Origin of the sequence: Nocardia sp. NPDC020380, from assembly GCF_044386975.1 — a bacterium.
Classification (GTDB): Bacteria; Actinomycetota; Actinomycetes; order Mycobacteriales; family Mycobacteriaceae; genus Nocardia.
In genome coordinates, this window is the sequence record NZ_JBIRVQ010000004.1 from 265,255 (window position 1) to 289,743 (window position 24,489).

Annotated in this window: 25 protein-coding genes; 12 read left to right on the forward strand and 13 right to left on the reverse strand. The window is 67.8% G+C overall.

All coding sequences use genetic code 11. From position 1 onward, the window contains the following. Positions 1-10: 10 nt before the first annotated feature. Positions 11-640 (reverse strand): fasciclin domain-containing protein, encoded by a 630-nt coding sequence (locus tag ACH438_RS11945; RefSeq protein ID WP_397004110.1) that lies wholly within the window; start codon positions 638-640, stop codon positions 11-13. 214 nt (positions 641-854) lie between these two features. Beyond that, on the reverse strand, positions 855-2,801 hold the full coding sequence (locus ACH438_RS11950) for a primary-amine oxidase (protein WP_397004112.1): 1,947 nt from the start codon (positions 2,799-2,801) through the stop codon (positions 855-857). Positions 2,802-2,966: 165 nt separating this feature from the next. On the opposite strand from ACH438_RS11950, the gene ACH438_RS11955 reads away from it, so the two are divergent. Continuing rightward, complete coding sequence (locus tag ACH438_RS11955; protein WP_397004114.1) at positions 2,967-4,157, forward strand: low temperature requirement protein A; 1,191 nt, start codon at positions 2,967-2,969, stop codon at positions 4,155-4,157. Positions 4,158-4,167: 10 nt separating this feature from the next. Here the strand turns inward: ACH438_RS11955 and ACH438_RS11960 are convergent, their stop codons facing one another. Beyond that, on the reverse strand, positions 4,168-4,977 hold the full coding sequence (locus tag ACH438_RS11960) for a ParA family protein (RefSeq protein ID WP_397004116.1): 810 nt from the start codon (positions 4,975-4,977) through the stop codon (positions 4,168-4,170). Between the two features lie 108 nt (positions 4,978-5,085). On the opposite strand from ACH438_RS11960, the gene ACH438_RS11965 reads away from it, so the two are divergent. Beyond that, on the forward strand, positions 5,086-5,259 hold the full coding sequence (locus ACH438_RS11965) for a hypothetical protein (RefSeq protein WP_397004118.1): 174 nt from the start codon (positions 5,086-5,088) through the stop codon (positions 5,257-5,259). A gap of 191 nt (positions 5,260-5,450) precedes the next feature. On the opposite strand, the gene ACH438_RS11970 is transcribed toward ACH438_RS11965, so the two are convergent. Both ACH438_RS11970 and ACH438_RS11975 read right to left on the reverse strand, forming a co-directional pair. Beyond that, positions 5,451-7,097, reverse strand: coding sequence for a DEAD/DEAH box helicase (locus ACH438_RS11970; RefSeq protein WP_397004120.1), 1,647 nt, complete (start codon positions 7,095-7,097; stop codon positions 5,451-5,453). A 220-nt stretch (positions 7,098-7,317) separates the two neighbouring features. Further along, entirely contained in the window at positions 7,318-7,524 is a 207-nt protein-coding gene (locus ACH438_RS11975; protein ID WP_397004122.1) for a hypothetical protein, read from the reverse strand. Here ACH438_RS11975 and ACH438_RS11980 point away from each other — a divergent pair. Then, positions 7,523-7,930 carry a hypothetical protein gene (locus tag ACH438_RS11980; RefSeq protein WP_397004124.1) on the forward strand — a complete coding sequence of 136 codons (408 nt, stop codon included), beginning with the start codon at positions 7,523-7,525 and terminating at the stop codon, positions 7,928-7,930. The two genes, ACH438_RS11975 and ACH438_RS11980, sit on opposite strands and share 2 nt — an antisense overlap. Before the next feature lie 48 nt (positions 7,931-7,978). Here the strand turns inward: ACH438_RS11980 and ACH438_RS11985 are convergent, their stop codons facing one another. Next, positions 7,979-8,503: a PadR family transcriptional regulator gene (locus ACH438_RS11985; protein WP_397004126.1), complete on the reverse strand. Its 525-nt coding sequence runs from the start codon at positions 8,501-8,503 to the stop codon at positions 7,979-7,981. 97 nt (positions 8,504-8,600) lie between these two features. On the opposite strand from ACH438_RS11985, the gene ACH438_RS11990 reads away from it, so the two are divergent. Then, entirely contained in the window at positions 8,601-9,206 is a 606-nt protein-coding gene (locus ACH438_RS11990; RefSeq protein ID WP_397004128.1) for a hypothetical protein, read from the forward strand. Next, positions 9,203-10,504, forward strand: a complete 1,302-nt coding sequence (locus ACH438_RS11995) for a carotenoid oxygenase family protein (RefSeq protein ID WP_397004130.1) — start codon at positions 9,203-9,205, stop codon at positions 10,502-10,504. Before ACH438_RS11990 ends, ACH438_RS11995 begins: the two co-directional genes overlap by 4 nt. 19 nt (positions 10,505-10,523) lie before the next feature. Here the strand turns inward: ACH438_RS11995 and ACH438_RS12000 are convergent, their stop codons facing one another. After that, positions 10,524-11,162, reverse strand: a complete 639-nt coding sequence (locus ACH438_RS12000) for a TetR/AcrR family transcriptional regulator (RefSeq protein ID WP_397004132.1) — start codon at positions 11,160-11,162, stop codon at positions 10,524-10,526. A 95-nt stretch (positions 11,163-11,257) separates the two neighbouring features. On the opposite strand from ACH438_RS12000, the gene ACH438_RS12005 reads away from it, so the two are divergent. Next, positions 11,258-12,085 (forward strand): SDR family oxidoreductase, encoded by an 828-nt coding sequence (locus ACH438_RS12005; protein ID WP_397004134.1) that lies wholly within the window; start codon positions 11,258-11,260, stop codon positions 12,083-12,085. Continuing rightward, entirely contained in the window at positions 12,082-13,170 is a 1,089-nt protein-coding gene (locus ACH438_RS12010) for a dihydrodipicolinate reductase (RefSeq protein WP_397004136.1), read from the forward strand. Before ACH438_RS12005 ends, ACH438_RS12010 begins: the two co-directional genes overlap by 4 nt. Positions 13,171-13,183: 13 nt before the next feature. Here the strand turns inward: ACH438_RS12010 and ACH438_RS12015 are convergent, their stop codons facing one another. The 3 genes from ACH438_RS12015 to ACH438_RS12025 form a co-directional block, all read right to left on the reverse strand. Further along, the gene (locus ACH438_RS12015; RefSeq protein WP_397004138.1) at positions 13,184-14,068 is read right to left on the reverse strand and encodes an EamA family transporter; all 885 of its coding nucleotides are present in this window, start codon (positions 14,066-14,068) and stop codon (positions 13,184-13,186) included. A gap of 207 nt (positions 14,069-14,275) precedes the next feature. Next, entirely contained in the window at positions 14,276-15,286 is a 1,011-nt protein-coding gene (locus ACH438_RS12020) for an LLM class flavin-dependent oxidoreductase (protein WP_397004140.1), read from the reverse strand. A 102-nt stretch (positions 15,287-15,388) separates the two neighbouring features. Continuing rightward, entirely contained in the window at positions 15,389-16,306 is a 918-nt protein-coding gene (locus ACH438_RS12025) for a LysR family transcriptional regulator (RefSeq protein ID WP_397004142.1), read from the reverse strand. A gap of 296 nt (positions 16,307-16,602) precedes the next feature. On the opposite strand from ACH438_RS12025, the gene ACH438_RS12030 reads away from it, so the two are divergent. Next, the gene (locus ACH438_RS12030) at positions 16,603-17,658 is read left to right on the forward strand and encodes a YeiH family protein (protein ID WP_397004144.1); all 1,056 of its coding nucleotides are present in this window, start codon (positions 16,603-16,605) and stop codon (positions 17,656-17,658) included. A gap of 63 nt (positions 17,659-17,721) precedes the next feature. Here ACH438_RS12030 and ACH438_RS12035 read toward each other — a convergent pair whose 3' ends face one another. Beyond that, positions 17,722-18,948, reverse strand: a complete 1,227-nt coding sequence (locus ACH438_RS12035) for a cytochrome P450 (protein ID WP_397004146.1) — start codon at positions 18,946-18,948, stop codon at positions 17,722-17,724. 10 nt (positions 18,949-18,958) lie between these two features. Then, a complete protein-coding gene (locus tag ACH438_RS12040) occupies positions 18,959-20,131 on the reverse strand; it encodes a cytochrome P450 (protein ID WP_397004148.1) in 1,173 nt (390 codons plus the stop codon). A gap of 399 nt (positions 20,132-20,530) precedes the next feature. Here ACH438_RS12040 and ACH438_RS12045 point away from each other — a divergent pair, with 399 nt between their 5' ends. Together ACH438_RS12045 and ACH438_RS12050 are read left to right on the forward strand one after the other, a co-directional pair. Continuing rightward, positions 20,531-20,923: a hypothetical protein gene (locus ACH438_RS12045; RefSeq protein WP_397004150.1), complete on the forward strand. Its 393-nt coding sequence runs from the start codon at positions 20,531-20,533 to the stop codon at positions 20,921-20,923. An 8-nt stretch (positions 20,924-20,931) separates the two neighbouring features. Continuing rightward, entirely contained in the window at positions 20,932-21,624 is a 693-nt protein-coding gene (locus tag ACH438_RS12050) for a S1 family peptidase (RefSeq protein ID WP_397004152.1), read from the forward strand. 7 nt (positions 21,625-21,631) lie between these two features. Here ACH438_RS12050 and ACH438_RS12055 read toward each other — a convergent pair whose 3' ends face one another. Further along, positions 21,632-22,363 carry a FadR/GntR family transcriptional regulator gene (locus tag ACH438_RS12055; RefSeq protein WP_397004862.1) on the reverse strand — a complete coding sequence of 244 codons (732 nt, stop codon included), beginning with the start codon at positions 22,361-22,363 and terminating at the stop codon, positions 21,632-21,634. A 140-nt stretch (positions 22,364-22,503) separates the two neighbouring features. On the opposite strand from ACH438_RS12055, the gene ACH438_RS12060 reads away from it, so the two are divergent. Further along, positions 22,504-23,928: a GntP family permease gene (locus tag ACH438_RS12060; protein ID WP_397004154.1), complete on the forward strand. Its 1,425-nt coding sequence runs from the start codon at positions 22,504-22,506 to the stop codon at positions 23,926-23,928. A gap of 9 nt (positions 23,929-23,937) precedes the next feature. Then, positions 23,938-24,483, forward strand: a complete 546-nt coding sequence (locus ACH438_RS12065) for a gluconokinase (protein ID WP_397004156.1) — start codon at positions 23,938-23,940, stop codon at positions 24,481-24,483. Positions 24,484-24,489 lie beyond the last annotated feature (6 nt).

Here is a 24,489-nt window from a genome sequence, read left to right on the forward strand (position 1 = left end):
CCACGCCCGCTCAGGCGGGCGGCATCAGCACGGAATCGATCATGTACACCGTCGCATTCGCCGTCTGCACACCACCGCAGATCACAGAGGCGTCGCCGACCTTCAGATTGTCGCCGGAGCCGGTGACGGTCACGTCCGCACCTTCCACCGACTTGTGCGAACCGACGATCTGCGCGGGCGCGATCCGGCCCGGAATCACGTGGTAGGTAAGGATTTTCGTGAGTCCCGCCGAATCGGTCTTCAGCGCATCGACGGTCGCGGCCGGGATCTTCGCGAAGGCCGAGTCGACCGGCGCGAAGACGGTGAACTGGCCGCCGTCGAGCGTATCGACCAAATTCACCTGTGGGTTCAACTGTCCGGAGACCGCCGAGACGAGCGTCTTCAGCATGGGATTGTTCGAGGCGGCCACGGCAACGGGGTCCTTGGCCATGCCGCCGACCGAGCCGGCGCCGGTCGGCACCTGCTGTGCGTAGGTCTTGCAGCCCGCGCCGACCAGATCGGTGTCGGCGCCCACGGGCGTGGTGGTCGCGGAAGTGGCATTACCGCTGGTCGAGGAGTTGTCGCTGGAACAGGCGGTGACACCGGCGGCAGCCGCTGTCAGGGCGATGGCCAGCACCAGGGTGCGCTGCATCAAAGACATGATGATTCGATTCCTCCGAGTCGGACGATCCTTCGGGCATCGCGCCGCCGCAGGTCACCGGCCGTGGGTCGGGAGAGATACGGCCGGTGACCATCTTTGGGCGGGGGCGGATCGGGCCCCGGTGCTCATTACGTATCCGGTGAGCACACAAGTAATTTCGATCAGCTCGGGCAGGGGGTTTGGTCCTGGGAGGAATTGGCGTGCGGACCGGGGTTCAGTGCTGGTGCGGGGGCTGCCCGTTGCTGTGGCAGGCGGCCGGCGGGGAGGCGGTCACGTCCAGGGCCGGGTTGCGGTCGAAGAAACCCACCGGTTTGAGCCAGAAGTTCACGGTGTCCACGGGCATGATGGGCCAGTCCTCGGGGCGGGGAATGTGGTGAATGCCGAAGACGTACCACAGGACCACATCGGTGTTCTCGATGGAACGGTTGGCGGCGGTCCACTCCGGCAGGCCCAGTCCACCGGCGCTCTGAGTGACGAATTCGCCTGCGGGCCAGCGCTCCTCGGGCGAATTCGGGGTCACCCACAGGGTGTGCTCGATCGCGCCACAGCGCGCCAGAATCGGCGAATCCGGCGCGAACATGGAAGGAATCGCGCCGCCCGAAACCACTTTGTACGCCGGTGCTACGCCGAGGCCGGTCCGCACATTGTCGTTGACCACCTTCCAGACACGCTGCGTGGCGAAATTCATGTCCTGTTTGCCCTCCGCCTCGGTGCGCAAGGGAGTGTTCTTCTGCCGCAACGACAATCCGTACGGATTATCGGGTCCGGTGGGCACGATCTCGGTTTCCGTTGCGTAGACGGTGTTTTCGGTGCCGTCGATGTCCATGTCCAGGCGGGCGACCAGGAAATGCTGATGGAACGGCGCGTACGTCCGTTCGTCGACGAGGGTTCCGTGCGGGTGCGCGCCACCCGCCGGGAAATGGCTGACCACCATGATCCCCGTGGCCCGCACCTCGCATTCGATACTGCCGTCCTGATGCAGCCGCCAATACACGAGGTACTCGTAGTTCGCGACCGTCACATGGAACGAGATGGTGAGCCTGCGCATGCGCCGCACCTCGGCCCCGTCGTGATGGTCGACGTGCTTCCACAGGACGGCATTGTCCTCTTCGTGAATGCAGATGGCGTTGGCGATCGTGAGCGGCTCGCCCGCCGAATTGTGCAATTCCGCATCGAGATAACGGATTTCGCCGAGGCAGTCGCAGCCCAGCGACAGCGAGGTGGTCATGAAGCCGATGCCCCACTCGCCGATATCGAAGGCGGTGCGCCGGTAGTGGTCGACACAGTGATCGCGGTAGGGCACGAACAACTCGGCGAACGACATGCGATGCGCCACGGACCGCACCCGCCCGGCATCGTTGTAGGTCACCTGATGCAGCGTCATGCCCTCGCGATGATTGAATCCGATGCGTAGCGACCAGTTCTGCCACTGCAGCAGATGCCCGTCGAGGGTGAACGACGGCCCCTCCGGCTGCGTAATGTTCAAGGGCTGCAAGGGCTCCCGCGTGCTCGCGCGGCGAATCCGCTCGGGAACGTGCCGGGGCACGTACTCCCCCATGATCGACGGCGTCTCGACGGTGAAGCTGTCCTCGATCTCGAGCAACTCCATGGTGTTCATATCGATCAGGCAGTGAAATCCATTGACCGGCCCCGCATATGGATTCGCGCCCGCCTCGGACCGCACCCACGCATCCGACCAGCCCAGCCGCCGGTCCCGATACTTCTCCGGCATGACGACCGCGCCATAGGTCCAGGTGTCCATGAACACGAGGCTCAGATCGGTGATACCGCGGCGGGCGAGCGCGGCGATCACATCCGGATGCGCGCGCAGCGCGGCATCGGATTCCTCCCACTCGTCGATCGTGAAGTTGGCCTGCACGTCCGGCACGTGCGCCCATGACACCACCGCGTCCGCACTCAGCGAGACCTCCGCCTTGTACGTCCGATTGCTCGCCCGCTCGAAGCACACCACCAGCGCCCGCCGCTCCGGCGCCACACCGTCACGATCGAAGGCGGCCACCTCGGCCTTCGACGGCTCGACCAGCTCGATGGACGCGTACCGCCAGCCCGCCCCCACCCCGTGCGCGCGGCCGAGTACCCGGACCACGGCCCGGAACTCCTCGGACGCCAACGGATCGAGCGGATGAAAGTTGTCGCCCACAGCGGTCTCCTGCCTGCTCGTCTGATTTCGCGAATCCCCGATGGTGCGCCCACATCCCGCGCATGCCAGACGATACGGCTAATCCCCCGCGAACCCGGTGGTCCCCCGCCGCCGGCGCCACTCCGGGATGAACCAAACGAACCGGTCCGATAGGCTCACCGGCTTGTGACCGATCGAGATTCCGAACCGGCACTGCGGCTTCCGGATGACAACGGGCACGAAGTGAGCAGTCTGGTACCCCGCCGCGCCACCTGGTTCGAACTGTTCGGCGACCTGGTGTTCGTCGCTGCCATCGGGCAGATCACACATCGGGTCGGCACCCATCCGACCGCCGGTTCGATCGCCGCGGCGGCCGGGCTGTTCGTTCCCGTGTGGTGGGCCTGGGTGCTGTATGCCGTGCAAGCCAATCGCGCCGATCGCGACACGGTCGCGCACCGGCTCATCGCCATGGCGGGATTCACGGGGGTCGTCGCCATGGCGGTCTTCGCCGGTGCCGTCGGCCACACGAAGGGCGCCGACGCGGGGTTCGTACTCGGATATCTCTGTGCCCGTGCGGGTGTCGCCGCGCTCTACGCGTTGGACGCGCGGGGCGAGCAGGCGCTGCGGCGGGTGTTCCGCAACTTCACCCGCGGCTCACTGATCAGTGCCGCCGGCTGGCTGGGCGGCCTGTACCTGCTGCACGGCGCGCCACGATACGGAGTGTGGGCAGCGGCAATGGTTTTCGAACTGCTGCTCCCCCTGATCGTGGGACGCTCATTGACCCGGGTGGCACACGAGGCCGACCATCTGCGGGATCGGTTCGGCGCGTTCACGATCATCGTGCTGGGCGAATCGGTGACCGGATTCACCGGCGGCCTGACGCAGGCCCGCACCATCCTGTCAGCCGGACTCACCGGCATCGCCGCGTTCGGTGTGATCGCCTGCCTGTGGTGGACGTACTTCAATGCCAGCGGCACCCATCCCGGCGCCCACGCGGCCCTGGATCGCGGCGGAAAACTGCTGCACGCCTACACCTTCGGGCACCTGCCGCTGCAGCTGGGTCTCGCCCTCACCGGAGCATCGATCGGCATCGCGGTCTCCAACGGCGGCAGACACCTCAACGACACCGCGGCGGCCTGCATCCTCGGCGGCGTGGCCCTCTTCCTGGCCGCCAGTGCCCTGACACGGGCCGCGTTCCTCGGCTTCACCGAAGTCGTTGTGCTGCACCGCCTGATCACGGCGCTGCTCATCCTGGCCTTGCTGCCCGCGGCCCCCTACCTCCCGGTGGCCCTGGTCCTCACGGCGCTCGCCGCGCTGCTGGCCACGAGCGTCACCCTCGAATCCCCCACCCACCGCCGCTGGCGACCCGCTGCCTGATTCGCCCGAATCAGGCAGCGGAGTGGCCGATCACCTCGCGGGCGAGTTCGCGGTATTGCTCGGCGCCGCGCGACGTGGGGGCCCAGGTGGTGATGGGTTCACCGGCGACACTCGCGTCCGGGAAGCGGACAGTGCGGGAAATGACCGTGCGATAGAGCTTGTCACCGAAGGTTTCGGCGACGCGGGCCATGACCTGGCGCGAATGCAGCAGCCGCGAATCGAACATGGTGACGACGATGCCCCACAGATTGAGGCGCGGGTTGAGCCGATCGCGGACCTTGTCCATGGTGTCGGTCAGCAGCGCCAGCCCGCGGAGCGAGAAGAATTCGCACTCCATCGGAATGATGACACCGTCCGCGCACGCGAGCGCGTTCACCGTGAGCAGGCTCAGCGACGGCTGGCAGTCGATCAGGATGTAGTCGTAGCGGTCGCGGATCGGATCGAGCACCCGGGCCAGGGAGTGTTCCCTGGAGTACTCGTTGACCAGCTGAATCTCGGCCGCGGACAAGTCGATATTGCTCGGCAGCAGATCCATATTGCCGACGCCGGTCGGCATCAGCACCTCGTCGATGGGCGGCGCCTGCTTGCCCAGCAGGTCGTAGATCGTGAGGGTCAGGTCGTGGTGCGCCACCCCGAGACCGGCCGACAGGGCGCCCTGCGGGTCCAGATCGACCAGCAGTACCCGCTGTCCGGTTTCCGCAAGCGCGGCACCCAGATTCACCGTCGACGTGGTCTTGCCGACGCCACCTTTCTGATTGCACAGAGCAACGATCTGCGCTGCGGCCGGTGCGACTTCAGCCGTTTCCAGGTTTGCCGACATGCCGCCAGATTAGCTGGACGTTCGCGAGCCTGATCGACAGGCCTCGATGAGTCCTTGCTCACGCCAACCGTTCCAGGTTGCCCGGCGGTGGTACTAGGGTGGGAAACCATGGACCCCAACTTCTTGTCGGTCTACAGCGATCTGGCCGCAGGATTGGTCGTGGATACCCTCTACGGCTTCTTCAGTGCTATTTCTCCGCTGGTCGGCGACGCTTTCGGATCGGTGCAGCATCCCGAGTGCCTGATCGGCACGCTGTACTCGTCCACGCCCTGCACACCCTGAGCACAGCCTCACGAACGAAAAAGAACGCCCCCGCAGCCGATTCGGCTGCGGGGCGAACTCGTAAGGGCCGGACGTGATCAGCCGCGCAGCCGATTCGACGACCGCGGCGGCTTACTCGTAAGAACCGGATGCGATCAACCGCGCAGCCGATTCGACGGCCGCGGCGGCGTACTCGCTGGGATCAGGTGTGATCAGCCGCGGCGACGGCCGCCGCCACCGGCCCGCGAGAAACCGGCCAGACCACCGGTGCTGCCTGCGGGGGACGCGGCGCCGCCGCGGCGGCCGGACTGGGCGCCGGAGGTCGGGCGCTGATGCCTGGTGGTCGAGGCCGAGTTGGCGGCGGTGCGGCCGTCCCGGTCACCACGCGACTTCTGCTGCGATCCACCATCATTGCGCGCCGCGCCGGCACCGCCACGATGTAGGTCACTGCCGCCACGGCGCGGGGCGCCGCTATTGCCTTGCGCCGCACCACCGCTGCGACGGCGGGCGCCGCCCTCACCTTGCGCGGCACCACCGGTGCGCTGGCGCGGGCTGCGATCACCTTGCGCGGCACCCTCGCTGCGTCGCGGGGCGCCACCGCCATTGCGGCGGCGCGGGGCCGCGGCCGGGCGGCGGGGCTCGTCCAGTTCCTCGCGACTCGCGCGCGACGGCGCCACCAGCGGCGCGACATCGCCGACGAGTTCGGCCACCGCGGGCGAGTTGGCGTTCACCTTCTGCGGGGTGACATCGATGGCGGCCTTGCGCATGAGCGCGGCCAGGTCGCGCCGCTCGGCGGGCAGCACCAGGGTGATCACGTCACCGGCATTGCCCGCGCGGGCGGTACGGCCCGAACGATGCAGGTAGGCCTTGTGATCCGCGGGCGGATCCACGTGCACGACGAGTTCCACGCCGTCCACGTGCACACCGCGCGCGGCCACGTCGGTGGCGACCAGCACGCGCGCCTTACCGGCGGCGAAGGTCGCCAGGTTGCGGTCACGGGCGGCCTGGGACAGGTTGCCGTGCAGGTCCACCGCCGGGATACCGGCGACGGTCAGCTGCTTGGCCAGGCGACGAGCCTGATGCTTGGTGCGCGTGAACAGGATTCGCCGTCCGGTGCCGGAGGCGAGTTTCTCGATGATCTCGCGCTTGGGCTCGGCACCCGAAGCTTCGAACACGTGGTGGGTCATGGCCGCGACCGGCGAGGTCGCCTCGTCCACCGAATGCCGCACGGCCTGCGGCAGGAACCGCTTGACCAGCTTGTCGACGCCATTGTCCAGCGTCGCCGAGAACAGCAGTCGCTGACCATCGGCCGGAGTGGCCGCGAGGATCCGGGTGACGCCGGGCAGGAAGCCGAGGTCGGCCATGTGATCGGCCTCGTCGATGACGGTGATCTCCACCGCGTCCAGGCTGATCGCGCCCTGCTTCATGAGGTCTTCGAGCCGCCCGGGGCAGGCCACGACGATATCGACGCCGTTCTTCAGCGCCCGCACCTGACGGTTCTGCGGCACGCCACCGAAGATCGTGGTGACGGTCATGCGGTACGCGGAGGCCAGCGGCTCCAGCGCGGCCGCGATCTGGGTCGCCAGTTCCCGGGTCGGCGCGAGCACCAGCCCGGCCGGGCGCTTCGGGGTCCGTGCGCCGGCGAGTTCGCCCGCCAGCCGGTCCACCATGGGGATCGAGAAGGCCAGCGTCTTACCGCTGCCGGTCCGTCCACGGCCCAGGACATCCCGTCCGGCCAGCGAATCACGCAGGGTGGAGGCCTGAATCGGGAACGGCTCGGTGATTCCGGCCCGGGTCAGGGTACGGACGAGGGGTTCGCGCACGCCGAGCGCGGCGAATGAAGGAGAAGCGGAATTCATAGGTATTGCAGTGCCTTTCGGGCAGGGGGTGCCCGACCGGTGCGCGGACTTCGGGTCCGCGCCGAGGGCACGTGTGGCGAGATTGCCGATGGGCAAAATCGATCGCCGTTAGAAATGCGTTGCCACGCAGCTGGGGCTGGTCGCGAAATGATTGCGATCTACGACGCAGGCGCGAGCATGCTCAGCGCCGCAATAAAGGATAGCTGATGATCTCGGGGACTCACACCCGGGGTCGGTTAGCCACCGGATCGCCGCGACGCGACGCGCCAATCGCGACGTTTTCCCACGCGAGGCGGGACGCCGCGGGCAGGATGGAATGCGCCGCGCGGTCCGGCCGCGCGTGTTTCTCGCCCTGTTCAGCGCTCCATTTCTTCGACGTATCAGCACGCAGGAAATCGTCCGCAACACAGGAGGAACGAAAAACCATGCGAACCATTCGAATTCGCCGGCGCGGCGCGACCCTCGCTCTCACCGCCGTGGCGGGATGCGTGGCTCTGGGGTTCACCGCGGCTCCTGCGCTGGCCGACAATGCCATCGACGTCACGAATGTCGCGTCCAACGCGGTCGCGGTCGGATACAGCTGCGACGCCGGCTCGGGCGCGACGAGTGTGCAGGTCATGGTCGGCGACCCGACCGCGTCGAGCCCCTCGGCAACGGGTGGGCAGAACGGCGTCACCTGCGACGGCTCCCAGCACACCGCGACCGTCGTGCTGACCACCACCGCGGGCGGGTCACCCTTGCAGGCCGGGCAGCAGGTGCAGATCCGCGCCGCTCTCGTCGATCAGAACGACAATGTGGTGACCGGCCAGAACAAGCTGGTCAGCCTGGCGTGACCGCTGCGGCCGGGCGAGCCTGATCGGCGCGGGCGTTCGCGCAGCGGTTCAGTCTTCGCGTTCGGGCAGCTGCGCGAGCGCCCATTGCGCCCATTCCCGATTCATCGTGTACATCCGCTCACCCCACTCCATGGCCATCCGCCCGTGGCGGGAGAAGTCGTTGTCGTTCCACTCGACGGATTGCTTCAGCGCGACCAGCTCGGCATGCCCCCTGGCGGCTCGTTCCTCGATGCCGGTCAGGTATTCGCGGGCCGCGGCCGGTGACAGCTCCCCGAGGAAGAACACGCGCAGCAGCATCTCGTTGCGGGTGTTCGGTTTCGGCTCGGTGGTTTCCATCCAGGTCCGGAGCTGCTCGCGGCCCACCTCGGTGATCGTGTACTCCTTGCGGCCGCGCGGGCCCTCGTCGGAGACGGCGATCAGTCCGTCGTCGGCGAGCTTGGTGAGTTCGGTGTAGATCTGGCTCTGGGTGGCCGGCCATACGTTCGCGAGCGACTCCTTGAACCGACCCAGCAGGTCGTAGCCGCTGGCGGGTTTGGCGGACAACAGTCCCAGCAGGGCGTGTCGGAGGCTCATACCCTGAGTCTACATTCCAGTATTGACATGTCGAGACCCGAGGGTCCAAGATTTGACATGTCAGAACTGGAATGTCGCCGTGGAGGAGCTCCCGGAAATGATGTATCTCCGCACATTCGCCCCCTGGATCGTCTACGCCATCATCCCCACGCACTACTGGGAATGGTCGGCCCTCATCGCCCTCTGCATCTCCGTGGCAGGCATCGCCATGCAACTCCGCGCCGGGCAAAAGCCGGAGGCCCTGATCATCGACATCGGTTCCGGCGTGTTCTTCGCCGCGCTCACGGTGCTGGCTTTCACGGATCCCAACACCGCCCTGCACGCCTACACCCCCGCGATCTCCTCGGGTGTGCTCGCCGTGATCGCCGGCATCTCACTGGCCGTGCGTGTGCCTTTCACCCTGCCCATCGCCAAACAGACCACACCGCAAGAGCTCTGGGACAACCCGCTCTTCATCCGCACCGCCTACGTCCTCACCTCGGTGTGGACCGCCAGCTTCGCCATCGGCTGCGTCGCACTGGCCTTCCTCGCGCACGACTCCGGCCCGCGCACCACCGTGCAGGTGCTGGCCTTCGTGATCCCGGTGGTCTTCACTCTGCGCTACGTCGCCTACATCCAGGCGAAGGCGCGGACCCTGCTCGCCCAGCCGGCCGATCCGGCCCGGCCGTCCGATCGCATCGAACAGAACAGGTACGACGCATGAACGTCCCCTCCTACCTCACCGGCAACTACGCCCCGGTCCTGGACGAGGTCACCGCCCTCGAACTACCCGTCACCGGGCAGATCCCGCCCGAACTCTCCGGCTGGTACCTGCGCAACGGCCCGAACCCGCACGCGGCCGCCTCCACGCACTGGTTCCTCGGTGACGGCATGGTGCACGGCGTCCGCATCGAGAACGGGAAGGCGGTGTCCTACCGCAACCGGTGGGTCCGCACCTCCACCTTCCTCGACGGCACCCCCGGCCGCGATGCCGAGGGCCACCGCGATCTCACCGCGGGACTGGCCAATACCCACGTCATCCGGCACGCCGGACGCATCCTCGCACTGGTCGAATCGTCCTTCCCCTACGAATTGACCTGCGATCTGGACACTCTCGGCCCGCACGACTTCGACGGCAAGCTCCGCACCGCCATGACCGCGCACCCCAAGACCTGCCCGGTCACCGGGGAACTGCACTTCTTCGGCTACGACGTGGTCGAGCCCTACCTGACCTACCATCGCGCCAATGCCGCGGGCGATCTCGAGGTCAGCCGCGATATCGATGTCCCCGCGGCGTCGATGCTCCACGATTTCAACCTGACCGCCGAGCACGTCGTATTCATGGATCTGCCGGTGCTTTTCGACCTGGAGACCGCGCAGGCCGGCACCGGCATGCCCTACCGCTGGAGCGACAGCTACCAGGCCCGCCTGGGCGTCCTGCGCCGCGACGATCCGTTCGGGGAGGTGCGCTGGTTCGACATCGATCCCTGCTACGTCTTCCATCCCCTCAACGCCCACGACGAGCCGGGCCGAATCGTCCTGTACGTCATGCGTTATGCCAGCCTGTGGCGCAAGGACTCGCAGGAACAGGAGCAGGCCAGCCTCTGGCGCTGGACCATCGATCTCGCCGCGGGCACGGTCAGCGAAGAGCAGATCGACGATCGCGCAGCCGAATTCCCCCGCGTCGACGAGCGCCTGGTCGGTCAGAACGCCAACTTCGGCCATGTCACGGTCGCCGGCAAGGACGCGGGCGCACTGATCCGCTATGACCTGACCACCGGTTCGAGCCTCACCCACGACTTCGGCCCCGGCCGAATCCCTTCCGAGGCCTGCTTCGCCCCCGCCGACGGAAACCCCGGCGGCCCCGGCTATCTCATGACCTACGTCTACGACGCGGCCACCGATCGCAGCGATCTGGCCATCGTCGACGCCACCGACCTCACGGCCGAGCCGGTGGCGACCATCCATCTGCCGCAGCGGGTCCCGTTCGGCTTCCACGGCAGCTGGCTCGCCGACAACTGATTTCCTTCCGACAGCGCCGTCAGGATTCGACCGGCGATCGGTCCGCGGGTGGCTCGGCCACCCCGGTCCGGTCGCCGGTTCGCTGTTGTGCGCCCAGGATTCCGTAGAGCAGCAGATCCTCGAGCGAGGCGGCGAAGCCGTCGAGGTCGTCGATATCGCGGATGCACATGGCGAACAGGGCGGCGCCGGCGATGGTGTCGAGCAGGGTGTTCGGGTCCAGGCCCGGGCGGGTGGGTTCGCCGTCCGACGGCAGATAGTCGGCCAGTTCGCGGCGGGTGGGGGTGTCCAGCCGGGCGGACAGCTTGGCGTAGAGGCTCGGGTCGCCGCGCATTTCGGCCATGAGGCCGGGCATGGCCGCGCGGGTCTCGGCCGAGCCGAAGAGCTGAATGGTGCCGCGGATGACCTTGCGGATCTCACAGAGCAGGTCGGGGGCGACCACCTCGGAGCCGACATCGGGGAAGACGGCCTTCGCCACCAGGTGGGCCTTGGAGGGCCAGCGCCGGTAGATGGCCGGGCGGCTGACCCCCGCGCGCACCGCGATGGCGTCGATCGAGGTTGCGGCATAACCCCTTTCGACGAGCAGGCTGCGGGCGGCGTCGAGTACGGCACGGTCCACCGCGGGGTCGCGGCGCGGGCCCAGGCGGGGGCGTTCGGTCACGAAATCCGTCCTTGTCAGCGCGAGGTGGAGTCGTTACAGTCTGTCACATCAATAGTCGTTACAGTCTGTAACTGCTGGGGACCCGAGGAGAAATCGTGTCTGCTGCCCCGCACCTCACCGCACCCGCCGAGGCCTATCAGCCGGTGCCATTGCTGCAGGACAAGGTCATCGTGCTGTCGGGCGTCGGGCCCGGCCTGGGCCATTCGCTCAGCATCGAGGCGGCCCGCATGGGCGCGGATCTGGTGCTGGTCAGCCGCACCGAGAAGAAGCTCGAGAAGATGGCCGCCGAGGTGCGCGAACACGGGCACCAGGTGCTGGTCGCGCCCGCCGACATCACCGACGAGGAACAGCGGCAGTCCGTGGTCGAGCGCACGCTGGCCGAGTTCGGGCGGGTCGACTGCCTGATCAACAATGCCTTCGCGATTCCGCCGATGCACCCGATCAGCCAGATCGAGCTCGAGCATCTCCGCACCGCGAACGAGACCAATGTGTTCGCGCCGCTGCGGCTCTCGACCCTGTTCGCCGATGCGCTCGAACAGTCCCGTGGCTCGATCATCATGCTCAACTCGTGCGTGTCCTACAGCTCGCAGCCGGAGTACTCCGGTTACAAGCTCTCCAAAGGCGCACTGCAGCACCTGGCTTCGTCGCTGGCCACCGAGCTGGGCCCGCGCGGCATCCGCGTCAACAGCGTCGCGCCCTCGTATGTCTACGAGGACATCAACAAGGCCTACTTCGACTGGCTGGCGAGCCAGGCGGGCGTGACGCACGAGGAGATCTACCGCCAGAAGGCCGCGCCCACGGATCTGCAGCGCCTGGCCGGGCCCGAGGAGGTCGCGCGGGCCACGCTCTTCCTGGCCAGCGACCTGGCCACGGCCGTCACCGGCCAGATGCTCACCGTCGACTGCGGCGAGTTCCACCGATGAGTGCAGGAGTACACGTGAAGAAGCGAATCGTGCTGTGGGGCACCGGAGTCGTCGGCTCCATGGTGCTGGCGGAGATCCTGCGCCACCCGCGTTTCGAACTGGTCGGCGTCGGCGTGAGCAATCCCGGCAAGGTCGGCAAGGACTCCGGTGACCTCTGCGGCATGGCGAAAACCGGTGTGCTGGCCACGGATTCGGTCGACGAGCTGATCGCGCTGCGCCCGGACGCCGTCGTGCACTACGGCCCCACCGCCCAGTTCGCCGATGAGAACATGCGGGTCATCGGCGCTTTCCTGCGCGCGGGCATCGATGTGTGCTCCACCGCCATGACCCCGTGGGTGTATCCCGCCATGGACCAGCTGCCCAGCGTGTGGCGCGATCCCATCACCGACGCGTGCACCGAGGGCGGCGCATCATGTTTCACCACCGGCATCGATCCGGGCTTCGCCAATGACCTGTTCCCGCTGACCCTCATGGGCCTGTGCGGCGAGGTGCAGTCGGTGCGGGCCTCGGAGCTGCTCGACTACACCGATTACGAGGGTGACTACGAGTTCGAGATGGGCATCGGCCATCCGCCGGAATTCAAAGCGCTGCTGGAATATCCGGATGTACTGATCATGGCCTGGGGCCCGACCGTGCCGATGATCGCCCGCGCCGCCGGGATCGAACTCGACGACATCACCACCACCTGGGACAAATGGGTGACACCCGAGGACCGCGAATCCGCCAAGGGCATCGTGAAGGCAGGCACCGTAGCCGCCATCCGCTTCACCATCAACGGCATCTACCAGGGCCGTGAGGTCATCACCCTGGAACACGTCAACCGCATCGGCCTCGACGGCGCCCCGGACTGGCCCGCCGGCACCCGCGACGACGTCTACCGCGTGGATATCCTGGGCTCCCCGTCGATCTCGCAGGAGACCTCGTTCCGGTTCACCGACGGTTCCGGCCGCACTCCCGCGGTCGCGGGCTGCCTCGCCACCGGCATGCGCGCCCTGAATGCCGTTCCCGCGGTGAACGATCTGCCCGCGGGCTGGGTGACCGCACTGGATCTACCACTCGTCCCGGGCGTGGGCACGATTCGCTGATCCGGCGGCGCGGTCATCGCAGGTACATCACCGCGATGCCTGCGGCGACCGCGCACGTAGCGACGATGCGGGCGCGGCCGAAGCCCTCCTTGAACAACAAGGCACCGATCAATGCGCCGACGATGATGCTGGATTCGCGGAGCGCGGCGATGTCGGCCAGGCCGCCGCGTGTCTGTGCCCAGAGGATCAGCCCGTAGCCGAGCACGCTGAACAGGCCGCCGGAGAGTCCGAGTAATAGGTACGGCCGCAACTGTTTCCAGAGTCCGCGGCCGCGCTGTGCGACCGCCAGTATCGGAACTCCGAACTCGCCCAGCACCATCAGCCAGCCGATATATCCGATGGTGCTGCCCGCCGCGCGGACACCGATGCCGTCGCAGGTGGTGTAGGCCGCGATCATCACTCCGGTGGCTACCGCGGTCCGGATCGCTGTCGGTGACGCGGGGTGCGTGCGGTAGCCCCAGAAGACCAGCAGGGCGAGTCCTCCGGAGATCAGCAGGACGCCGGCGATCTGGCTCGCGGTCGGCAACTCCCCCAGGAAGATCGCCGCGACGAGCGTCACCACGAGCGGCGAGGTGCCGCGCGCGAGCGGGTAGGTCTGGCTCAGATCACCGAGCCGATACGACGCCATGAGCAGGCCGTTGTAGGCCAGATGCAGTACCGCCGAGGCGCCCAGCCAGATCCAGCTGCGCGGATCCGGCGGGGCCGCAAGGCAGATCAGCGGTACTCCGCACAGCATCGAACCCAGATTCACCAGGGTGAACGACACCGTCTTGTCTGGAATCCAGTGCGCGATGGCATTCCACGTGGCGTGCAGGCAGGCCGCCGCCAAGGTGGCCAGCAGGACGTCCACCGATAATGGTTGCGAGGACAGGGACGACGAGGCGGCGACAATACCCATTCCGGGGAACTCCAGTCAACAACCCCGGGTATCCAGGGCATGCCAATGAGAGTCCTCCAGGCTTTTGTCCCTTCAGATGTCGGCGCTCCCCACGGGGGAAGCGCCTAGGTGCAGCTCGGACCAGTCCACGCACTACCTGATTGTGTTGTCTTGCCGACGGTATGCGTACGGAACCCTATGCACGATCTCGTACGCACCCTAACACCCTTATCTGACAGCAGGATCGGCGACCGTCGCGACCGCCTGTGCGGTGAGCTCGACCGAACGGATCCGGTCCTCGATGCGCTGGGAATAGTGCGCGGTGATGAGTTCGTCGGCACCGATCGAGTCCGCGAAATCGGCGAGGTAGGCACGGATTTCATCCGGCGTGCCGACCGCGGTGTACTTCGTCATGGACGAGAGCTGGGCGCCGTTGGGCGAGGCGAGGAAGGCGTCGATCTCGTCATCGCTGAAATCGTGCTGTCCGGGCCGGCGCTGGATCATCCGGCGGGCGCGGTCACGGTAGGCGATGGCGCGGTGTTCGGCGGCCGTCTCGTAATCGTCCGCGGCGAACACGTTGACACCGGCGATCACATACGGCTCGGCCAACTGCTCGGAGGGCTGGAACTTGTCGCGGTAGACGGCGACGGCCTCGTGCAGGGCGCCCGGCGCGAAGTGCGAGGCGAAGGCGTACGGAAGGCCCAGATGCGCGGCTAGCTGGGCGCCGAACAGCGACGATCCCAGAATGTAGAGCGGCACAATGCCTTCGGCGCGGGGAACGGCGTTGACTCCGGGGATGCGCGAATTCCCGCTCAGAAAGCCCTGCAGTTCCAGGACATCCTGCGGGAAGCTGTCTGCGGAGGAGTTGTCGCGGCGCAGCGCGTACATGGTCTTCTGGTCGCTGCCGGGTGCGCGGCCCAGGCCGAGGTCGATGCGGCCGGGGAACAGCGTCTCGAGGGTGCCGAACTGTTCGGCGATCACCAGCGGGGAATGGTTGGGCAGCATGATCCCGCCCGCGCCCAGCCGGATGGTGTCGGTGTGCTCGGCCACGTGCCCGATGAGCACGCTGGTCGCGCTCGAGGCGATGGAATCCATATTGTGGTGCTCGGCATACCAGACCCGCCGATAGCCGCTGCGCTCCGCGGCCTGCGCCAGTACCACGCTATTGGCGAAACTCTCCCGCGCCGACTGGCCGGGGGCGATGGTCGCCAGGTCGAGGATGGAAAGCGCGATGGGCATGCGGCGCAGCCTTTCAGTGGGAAGCGAGCAATTTCAATCTATGACAGCGCATACAACCCCGGTGGCATTCCCGGCCGATTCCCGACCGTCTCCGGGCGGGCCTCACCGCGAGGACTCGATGCGGGCGGCACAGTCGACCAGCAGTTCGGCGGGACCCTCCGGTGGCGCGCCCGGACGCCAGACCGCCCGGAACTGCCTGCTGAACACGGTGGCATCGGCCAGCGGCACCTCGTGCAGCGCGCCGGCCGCCAGATCGGGCCCGGCCACGAGGCGGCTCAGCACCGCGGGCGCGACACCCGCACGGACCGCGGCCAGAATCGCGACCGCCGAGCCGAGTTCGGCCGCAGGCGCGGCCGGAACGCCGTAATCGTCGAGCACCTCCCAGAGCGTATCGCGCGTGCCCGAACCGGATTCGCGCCAGAGCAGCGGTGTTTCGGCGAGTTCCCGCAGGGACAGCGCGCGCTTGCGTTTCGCCCAGGGATGGCCGGCCCCGACCACGATCACGAGGTCGTCGGACCCGAGTTCCCGGCCCGCGAGGCCATCGGGCAGATGCGGGCCTTCCACGAAGCCGAGATCCGCGCTGCCCGTCCGCACCAATTCGGCCACCTGGCAGGAGTTCTCGACCTCCAGCGCCACCGAGACCTGCGGCTGCATCGACCGCAGTGCGGCCAGCCAGTGTGGAATGCGATAGTCCGCAATCGTTTTCGACGCCGCTATACGGAGCCGGGACGCCCCGGCATTCCGCACTTCGGCGACCCCCTCGACCAACGCGGCGGCCGCGGCGAGCACCGCTCGCGCATGGGTCACCACCGTGCGGCCCGCATCGGTGAGCACGGATCCGTTCGGCCCGCGCTCGAGCACATGCAACCGCAACCGCCGTTCGAGCGCCCGGATCCGCATACTCGCCGCGGGCTGGCTGATGCCGTGACGCCGGGCCGCCGCGCCGAGACTCCCCAGATCAGCGACCGAGACGAGCAGATCGAGCGCCTCGAGGTCGGGTGTTCCGGGCGGCAATGGCATAAGTCCTGATTAGCAGGCGCGCGGCCGATCGCGCCAGCCGGTACCCGTGCGATAGACCGCTCGGGCCGCACACCCATGCCTGGCCGGACCCGCCGCCGGAGCCTGGTCCACCCGCGCGGACCACCCCAGCCGGTCCCCGCGGACGGCCCGGTCATCACTTGCGGTGTCGACCCGAGTCCCGCTAGGGAACCAACTCGTCCGGTGCCCCGGGATACCCACTCGGCGACGCGGCGCGGGTCCGGTCGATCCGGCGGCAACCGCTTGCCGCCCGGCTCACGGACTCATAACTCCGGTTTATGAGTCCTTTCGAGATCGGTGGCTACTCGTGGCCGGGGTCACAGGAGATCGTGTGCAGCATGCGCTCGTATCTTCCGGGTGTGGCTCTCGCCGCGGCCCTCGCTACTCTCGCCACTGTGCTCGGGCGGGTATTGCCCGTCGTGGGGGCGCCCGTGCTCGGATTGGTCGCGGGCGCGATCGTGGCAGCGGTCGGTGGGAAGGCTTTACAGGATGACGGCCGGTTCGCGCCGGGGCTCGCGTTCGCGCGACAGCGGTTGCTGCAGGCCGCGATTGTGATGCTCGGGCTCGGGTTGCCGGTGAGTGCGGTGCTCGCCGTGGGGAATCGGACGGCTCCGGTGCTGATCGGGACGCTGGTAATCGGAGCGATTGCCGCGTTCGCCGTGGGCAGGATGCTTGCCCTGGATGCGGAATCGGCCACGTTGGTCGCGGTCGGCACCACCATCTGCGGGGCGTCGGCGATTGCCGCGGCCACGGCGGTGATGAAGCCGCGGCGCGATACCGTCGGCTACGCGCTGGCCACCATCTTCGTGTTCAATGTGGTTGCCGTGCTGGCGTTCCCGCCGGTCGGGCGGCTTTTGGGCATGTCGCAGGACGCTTTCGGGCTGTGGGCGGGGACGGCGATCAACGACACGTCCTCGGTGCTGGCCGCCGGGGTGATCTTCGGTGCGGCCGCAGCGCATTTCGCGGTGATCGTGAAGCTGGCGCGCAGCCTGATGATCGTGCCGATGTGCCTGGGCCTGCATATGCAGCGGCGGCGCACTGCCGAGCCGGGGAGCGAACGGCTCTCGGTGCGCAAGATCGTGCCGGTGTTCGTGTTGTTGTTCCTCGTCGCGTCGGTGATCGCCGGGACCGGCGTGATTCCGGCGTCGTGGCATTCCGATATCTCGCTGGCCGGCGGCTGGCTCATCGCGGCGGCGCTGGTCGGCATCGGCACGTCGCTGACGTGGGCGCAGATCCGCCGCGCGGGGACGCGGCCGCTGCTGTTCGGCGGGATCCTGTCCGTCACCTTGGCGGTCGGCAGTCTCGCCCTGCAGTCGGCCACCGGCTGGCGCTGAGTCCGCAAAGACGAACGGAGTCGGCCACCGGTGCTCGGTGGCCGACTCCGTAAGTGTCTGTGGCTATTCGGCGTTCAGGTACACCGGCAGTGCGGTGTGACCGTTGGAGATGAAGCTGCCGATCGGGGTCAGCTCGCTCGGGTCGACGGCGAAGCGCAGCCCCGGGAAGCGCCCGAAGAGGGCGGGCAGCGCGGTGGTCGCCTCCATGCGGGCCAGCGGTGCGCCCAGGCAGTGGTGCGCGCCGTAGCCGAAGGCCACGTGCTGTTCCTTGGTCTTGCGGTGGATGTCGAACTCGTCGGTGGTGTCGCCGTGCAGCTGCGGGTCGCGGCTGGCTCCAGCGTAGGAGGCGAGAACGGCCTCACCCTTGGTGATGATCTGATCGCCGATCTCGATGTCCTCCACCGCGTATCGCAGCGGCAGGTGCGCGACCGGCGCCTGGTAGCGCAGCGATTCCTCGATGACATCGGACCACGGCACCTGCTCGCCGGTCACCTCGGCCAGCTGCGCCGGATGGGTGAGCAGCGCGGTGATGGCCTGGTCGAGCAGGTTCACGGTGGTCTCGTGGCCGGCATTGATGACCAGCATCAGGGTGTCGACGAGTTCCTTCTCGGTCAGCGCCGAGCCGTCGTCGTCGCGGGTGGCGATGAGCACGCTGGTGACATCGTCGCCCGGGTTGTCGCGGCGGTAGGCCACGAGTTGCCCCACCAGGCCGTACATTTCGACGTAGTTGGCCTGGGCCTGCTCGGCGGTGAAGGAGCCGTCGAAGAAGCCGTCGACACAGCGGTGCATATCGGGGCCCAGATGTGCGGGCACGCCCATCAATTCGCTGATCACGCGGATCGGCACCGGGTAGCAGTAGCGGGCGCGCAGGTCCACCACCTCGCCGGCGGGCAGGGCGGCGAGGTCGTCGAGCAGCTCGGTGACGATCTCGTTGACGCGGTCCTGCATGACGGTGGTGCGGCGGTGGGTGAAGGCCGGGGACACCAGCTTTCGCAGGCGCCGGTGATCGCCGCCGTAGGCGGTGAACATATTGTCGACCGCGACCCAGGGCAGCAGCGGCCAGGCCTCGGTGATCTCGCCGTTGATGAAGGCCGACCAGTGCTGGCGCGGGTCCTTCGAGACGCGGGGGCCGGCCAGCAGATCCTTGAGCACGGCCTGATCGGTGACCGACCATGCGGGCACGCCGCCGGGAAGTTCCACCAGGGCAACAGGTCCGCGCGCGCGAATCCGGGCCGACTCGCCCTGGATATCGGTACCGGATAGATCCAGGACGATCGGTTCTTGTGACATCAGCGTCTCCTTAGTGCATGTTCAACGCGGAAGAAGTCGGGAAGCGCACCGGCAGCGCGACCATCGCACGGTGGAAAGGCCCGGGCCGCCAGCCGATCTCGTCCTTCGGGACGGCCAGCTCCAGGTCGGGCAGCGTGTCCAGCAGCTGATCGATCGCGTTCTGCGCCACCAGGTAGGCCACCGAGCGGGCCGGGCAGGCGTGCGGGCCCGCGGACCAGGCCAGATGCGAGCGGTTACCGGTGCGGTCGCCGCCGGCGATGGCGGGATCGTTGTTGCACGCGGCGAAGGAGACCAGCACCGGCTGATGCGCGGGCAGCCAGGTGCTGTCGATGAGGATCGGCTGGCGCGGGTAGCTGATGGCGAAGTTGGCCATCGGCGGGTCGTTGAAGAGCACCTCGTCGAGTGCGTCGCGGGTGGAGAGGCTGCCGCCCAGCACATCTCCGCCGAAGCGTTCATCGGTGAGCATGAGCAGCAGCGCGTTGGCGATGAGGTTCTGCATCGGCTCCAGGCCGGCGCCGTAGAAGCTGACCAGCTGGTACAGCATCTCCTCGTCATTGAGATTGGCCGGGTGGTGCGCCATGCGGGAGGTGACGTCGTCGCCGGGCTCGACGCGGCGCAGTGCGATCAGTTCCAGCAGCGCCTCACTGAGCGTCTGCATACCCCAGGCGGCGTTCACGGTGTCGAACAGCGCGGCCATACCGGTGGCCACGCGCTGCCCCAATTCCATTGAGCAGCCGACCATCCGATTCAGCGTCTCGAAGACCAGCGGCAGCGCGTACTGCGAGATCAGGTCGGCGCCGCCCTCGGCGGCGAAGGACGCGATCACCGGCGCGGCGATGGCCTCGACGGTCGAATGCAGTGCGTGCAGGTCGATTCCGTCGATGGCGGCGGTGTAGGCCTGGCGGTACCGTGCGTGTTCGGCGCCGGCATTGCGCAGCGCGTTCGGGTACCACTGCATCATCGGGCGGATGGGGGAATCCTCGGCGATGCCCTGCTGCCAGATGCGCGGGTCGGCCGGAAAGTGTTCCGGATCGTTGAGGATCCGTACCGCGGTGCGGTAGTCGACAACCAGCGTGGCGGGCACATCGGGGGCCAGGTCGATCGGCACCATGGAACCGTGCTGCCGGCGCATCTCCCGGTAGGCGGCGTGCGGGTCGGCGGCAAACTCCGGGGTGCCCAACATGATTCGCGGGCACTGGTTGTAGGGCGCGTAAGAGCCTGTCGGGTGCAAGAACGAAACTCCCTACCGAGGAACAGTTTTCATCGAGCAGACCGGCCGGACCGGTCATTTCGACGACTCGCACACTAGCAGCACCGCAGCACACGCACTTCTTTTGTGAAACGTACGCAGGTCGCGGGCCTCGCGACGGGGGTCCCGCACCCTCCTGGACCAGTCGGTCTCATCAGGCAGGTAACGGTTCAGCGACAGGCCGTGGTGCCGGTCACATTCCTCTTCCGCCGGGCCGCCACGTCGAGAATCCTCTAACCACACGATTTGCTCAAAGTTCGCTGGATCGGGGGATCCGCGGAACCTGCCACCCAATTCCTGAGGTGACATCTTCCATCCGTAAGGAGTCTCGTCATGCGCCGTACCCTTTTCACCGCCGCCACCGGCCTCGTCGCCACCGCCGCCGCCCTCACCGTGCTCGACGCGGGTACCGCCGCCGCATTCCAGCCCGTCTCGGATCCGGACTTCGGGGCCACGGGCGTCTGGCTCAATCCGGGAGAGACCGCCGCGGTCGCCAACAGCCCCATCCCCAACCTCATCGACGCCGCGGTGCCCCCGCAGGGGCACGTCATCTGGCTCGCGGACGGATCGACCATTCCGGCCGACGAGAACGGGATCTTCGCCTCCGACGCCCAGATCATCGGCGAGGCCGCCGCACATCCGGGCGGCACCGTCGGACTGTTCCTGCTCGATCCCTCGAACCCGTACACGCCGGGCGGTCAGGTCGGCATCGTCCAGGACTGGTAGGCCGAATCATGAAGCTCCGCACCGTATTGGCCCTGACCGCCACGGCCGGCGCCGCCACGCTGGCCGGCACCGCCACCGCGCACGCGGCCGCCCCCGTCACTCTCGGGGGCGGCTCGGGAATCATCCTGAGCAATCACACGGTCTGCTCGCTCACCACCATCGGCCATGACAATGCGGGCCGGCTCGTCGGCCTCACGGCCGGGCACTGCGGTCCCGCGGGCACGCTGGTCTCCGCGGAGAAGGACAAGTTCGCAGGACCGGTCGGCACCATCACCGCCGCCGATGACGAACTCGACTACGCCGTCATCGAATTCGAGCCGGACAAGGTGGTGCCGGTGCGCACCATCGGCGCCACCACCATCGCGGGCACCGCGCCCGCACCCGGGCCCGGCGCCCAGATCTGCAGTGACGGCCGCACCACCGGTTTCAACTGCAGTGTGAACTGGGGGCCGCTGGAGGACATCGACCTCGGCCAGACCTGTTCCAACCACGGCGATTCCGGTGGTCCGATCACCTCGGGCGATCGGCTCGTGGGGATGCTGCAGGGCGGGCTGATCGGGTATGGCGCGCTCACCGTCGACATCCCTTGTGTGACGGCCGCATTCCCCATTCACTCCCCCACCTATTACCGGCCGATCGATCAGATCCTCTCCTCGATCGACGCGACCGGCGGGCCGGGGACGGGTTACCAGCCCATCTGACGCGGCATCAGCGCTGCGTAGCGGGCTGCACCGCGGTCTGCAGATCCGCCACGGCCGTTGCGGATTCGAGGACTATCTCCCGCATGGCGGCCTCCGCGGCGGCGGCATCGCGGGCTCCGATCGCCGCCGCCACGTCGATGTGCAGCTGGACCGCGACCGGATCGGCATGCTCGGGCATGAGAGCATGCTCGGTCCGGCCGGCCAGCACCTCGCGCACGATCGGGGCGAAGACCTGCAGCAGCGGATTGCCCGAGGCGGCAAGGAGAGTCGCGTGGAAGTCGACATCGTGGCCCAGATAGGCGGCCTTGTTGGCGGCGCGGGCGGTGGCGGACATGCCGACCACGGCCGCGGTGAGCGCGCCGCATTCGTCGGGGGTGGCATTGGTGGCGGCCAGGCGGGCAGCCAGGGGTTCGACGCCCGACCGTAGTTCGGCGAGCCAGGCCAGCTGGGCGAAGCGCTCGGGACCGGCGAGCCGCCAGCGAATCACCTTGGGGTCCAGGGCCTGCCATTCGCGCTGATCGAGCACGGTGATGCCGGCGCGGCGGCGGATGCTCACCAGGCCCAGCGATTCGAGCACCCGGACAACTTCCCGCGCCACCGTGCGCGAGACGCCGAAGCGTTCGGAGATCTCCTCCGAGGAGATGCGGGCAGCGGCCGGGATGGCACCGCTGACGATGTCGAAGCCCAGACGGTCCAGTACCGATTCGTGCAGTTGCCGTGTGTCGGCGCCCTCGACCATGGGTTCAGTCTCACACACTCGGCGTATGTATGGTCGCGCGCTGCTCAATACGTAGTACTTATTCTTCTATCGGCTTGATATAGTCCTCCATATTCGGACATAGTGCCGTGGATCACTCCACCCCGACTCGAAGAAGCGTCATGCACTACATCACCCCGCTCGCCCTGCCGAGCCTGGCCGACAAGGCCCTGCCGCACGCCGGCAATGCCCAGCTCGTCACCGCCGCGCTGATCGGCATCGCGCTGATCGTCGCCCTCATCACCTGGCTGAAACTGCACCCGTTCCTGGCACTCGCCATCGGCGCGGTCACCGTGGGCCTGATCGCCAAGCTCGGCGCCGCCGACACCGTGGCCTCCTTCGTGAAGGGCTTCGGCGCCACGATGGGCAGCGTCGGCATCCTCATCGGCTTCGGCGCCATGTTCGGCAAACTGCTCGCCGACTCCGGCGGCGCCGATCAGATCGTCGACACCCTCGTCGGACGCGCCGGGCCGCGGGCGCTGCCGTGGGTGATGGGCCTGGTGGGCGCGATCATCGGGCTGCCCATGTTCTTCGAGATCGGCGTGGTGCTGCTGATGCCGGTCATCCTGCTGGTCGCCACCCGCTCACGACTGCCGTTGATGTCCATCGCGATTCCGGCGCTGGCGGGACTGTCCGCCATGCACGGGCTGGTGCCGCCGCATCCCGGACCGCTGGTCGCGGTGGCCGCGCTGAAGGCGGACCTGGGTCTCACGCTCGGGCTGGGCGTGCTCGTGGCGGTGCCGACGGTGATCCTGGCCGGGCCGCTGTTCGGCAAGCTGGCCGCCCGCTGGGTGAATGTGCCGGTGCCCGAACTGTTCTCGGCGCCCGATCAGGGCGAGCAGGACAACGCGGCCGGCGACGTCAAGGAGAGCAAGCCGCGGCCCAGTTTCGCCGCGACGCTGGCCACCATCCTGTTGCCGGTGGTGCTCATGCTCGGCAGCGCCGTGGTCGATGTGGTGTCGCCGAAGTCCGGGGGCGAGCTGAAGAAGGTCCTGGATGTGCTCGGCACGCCGCCGGTGGCGCTGGGTATCGCGCTCATCGTCGGCATGCTCGTGCTGGGCCGGGGCGGGCGCATGACACGGGAAGCCGTGTCCGCCACCATGAGTAACGCGCTGCCGCCGATCGCGGGGATTCTGCTGATCGTCGGCGCGGGTGGCGGGTTCAAGCAGGTGCTCGTCGACACCGGGATCGCCGACACCATCGCCAATGCCATTCGCGACAGCAGCCTGCCGGTGCTGCTGCTGGCGTGGTTCGTGGCCGCGCTCATCCGGGTGGCCACCGGTTCGGCGACCGTCGCGACCGTGACCGCCTCCGGCATTCTCGCGCCGGTGGCCGCGAGCCTCACCAATTCCCATGTGTCGCTGATGGTGCTGGCCATCGGTGCGGGTTCGCTGTTCCTGTCGCATGTCAACGATGCCGGGTTCTGGATGGTGAAGGAGTACCTGCGCATCGACGTGGCGCAGACCCTGAAATCCTGGACCGTCATGGAATGCATCATTTCCCTCGCGGGGCTGGCCGGTGTGCTGGCGCTCAGCGTGATCGTCTAGGAGGTCCGGGTGTCGTCGGAGACTGCTGCTCGTCCGCAGATCGTGGTTCTCATGGGCGTATCCGGATCCGGGAAATCGACCGTCGCGGGCATCCTGGCCACCCGGCTGGGCTGGGATCTGCTCGAGGGCGATGACCTGCATCCGGCGGCGAACATCGCCAAAATGCATGCGGGCCATGCCCTCACCGATGCCGATCGCCGGCCCTGGCTGGAGGCGATCGCCCGTTGGATGTCGGGTGAGGTGAGCGCTGGCCGCTCCGGCCTGGTCACCTGCTCGGCGCTCAAGCATTCCTATCGGGATATTCTGCGGCAGGCCATGACCGGGCATCCGGAGGCGGTGCTGACCTTCGTGCACCTGACCGGTTCACGGGAACTGTTGCAGCACCGTCTGACTGCCCGCATGGATCACTTCATGCCGCCGGGCCTGCTGGATTCACAGCTCGACACCCTGGAGGCGCCGGCCGCGGACGAGCACGATGTGGTGCGCATCGAGATCGGCCCGCCGCCCGCCGAGGTCGCGGCCGCCACCCTGACCGCCATCCGGGACCGCGCCTGATCTTCG

Coding starts and splice junctions, on each gene's coding strand:
- ACH438_RS11945 (WP_397004110.1), bottom strand. CDS start 640: ATGTCTTTGATGCAGCGCACCCTGGTGCTGGCCATCGCCCTGACAGCG.
- ACH438_RS11960 (WP_397004116.1), bottom strand. CDS start 4,977: ATGTCGGCAAACCTGGAAACGGCTGAAGTCGCACCGGCCGCAGCGCAG.
- ACH438_RS11965 (WP_397004118.1), top strand. CDS start 5,086: ATGGACCCCAACTTCTTGTCGGTCTACAGCGATCTGGCCGCAGGATTG.
- ACH438_RS11970 (WP_397004120.1), bottom strand. CDS start 7,097: ATGAATTCCGCTTCTCCTTCATTCGCCGCGCTCGGCGTGCGCGAACCC.
- ACH438_RS11980 (WP_397004124.1), top strand. CDS start 7,523: ATGCGAACCATTCGAATTCGCCGGCGCGGCGCGACCCTCGCTCTCACC.
- ACH438_RS11975 (WP_397004122.1), bottom strand. CDS start 7,524: ATGGTTTTTCGTTCCTCCTGTGTTGCGGACGATTTCCTGCGTGCTGAT.
- ACH438_RS11985 (WP_397004126.1), bottom strand. CDS start 8,503: ATGAGCCTCCGACACGCCCTGCTGGGACTGTTGTCCGCCAAACCCGCC.
- ACH438_RS11990 (WP_397004128.1), top strand. CDS start 8,601: ATGATGTATCTCCGCACATTCGCCCCCTGGATCGTCTACGCCATCATC.
- ACH438_RS11995 (WP_397004130.1), top strand. CDS start 9,203: ATGAACGTCCCCTCCTACCTCACCGGCAACTACGCCCCGGTCCTGGAC.
- ACH438_RS12010 (WP_397004136.1), top strand. CDS start 12,082: ATGAGTGCAGGAGTACACGTGAAGAAGCGAATCGTGCTGTGGGGCACC.
- ACH438_RS12015 (WP_397004138.1), bottom strand. CDS start 14,068: ATGGGTATTGTCGCCGCCTCGTCGTCCCTGTCCTCGCAACCATTATCG.
- ACH438_RS12020 (WP_397004140.1), bottom strand. CDS start 15,286: ATGCCCATCGCGCTTTCCATCCTCGACCTGGCGACCATCGCCCCCGGC.
- ACH438_RS12025 (WP_397004142.1), bottom strand. CDS start 16,306: ATGCCATTGCCGCCCGGAACACCCGACCTCGAGGCGCTCGATCTGCTC.
- ACH438_RS12030 (WP_397004144.1), top strand. CDS start 16,603: ATGAGTCCTTTCGAGATCGGTGGCTACTCGTGGCCGGGGTCACAGGAG.
- ACH438_RS12035 (WP_397004146.1), bottom strand. CDS start 18,948: ATGTCACAAGAACCGATCGTCCTGGATCTATCCGGTACCGATATCCAG.
- ACH438_RS12040 (WP_397004148.1), bottom strand. CDS start 20,131: ATGTTGGGCACCCCGGAGTTTGCCGCCGACCCGCACGCCGCCTACCGG.
- ACH438_RS12045 (WP_397004150.1), top strand. CDS start 20,531: ATGCGCCGTACCCTTTTCACCGCCGCCACCGGCCTCGTCGCCACCGCC.
- ACH438_RS12050 (WP_397004152.1), top strand. CDS start 20,932: ATGAAGCTCCGCACCGTATTGGCCCTGACCGCCACGGCCGGCGCCGCC.
- ACH438_RS12055 (WP_397004862.1), bottom strand. CDS start 22,363: ATGGTCGAGGGCGCCGACACACGGCAACTGCACGAATCGGTACTGGAC.
- ACH438_RS12060 (WP_397004154.1), top strand. CDS start 22,504: ATGCACTACATCACCCCGCTCGCCCTGCCGAGCCTGGCCGACAAGGCC.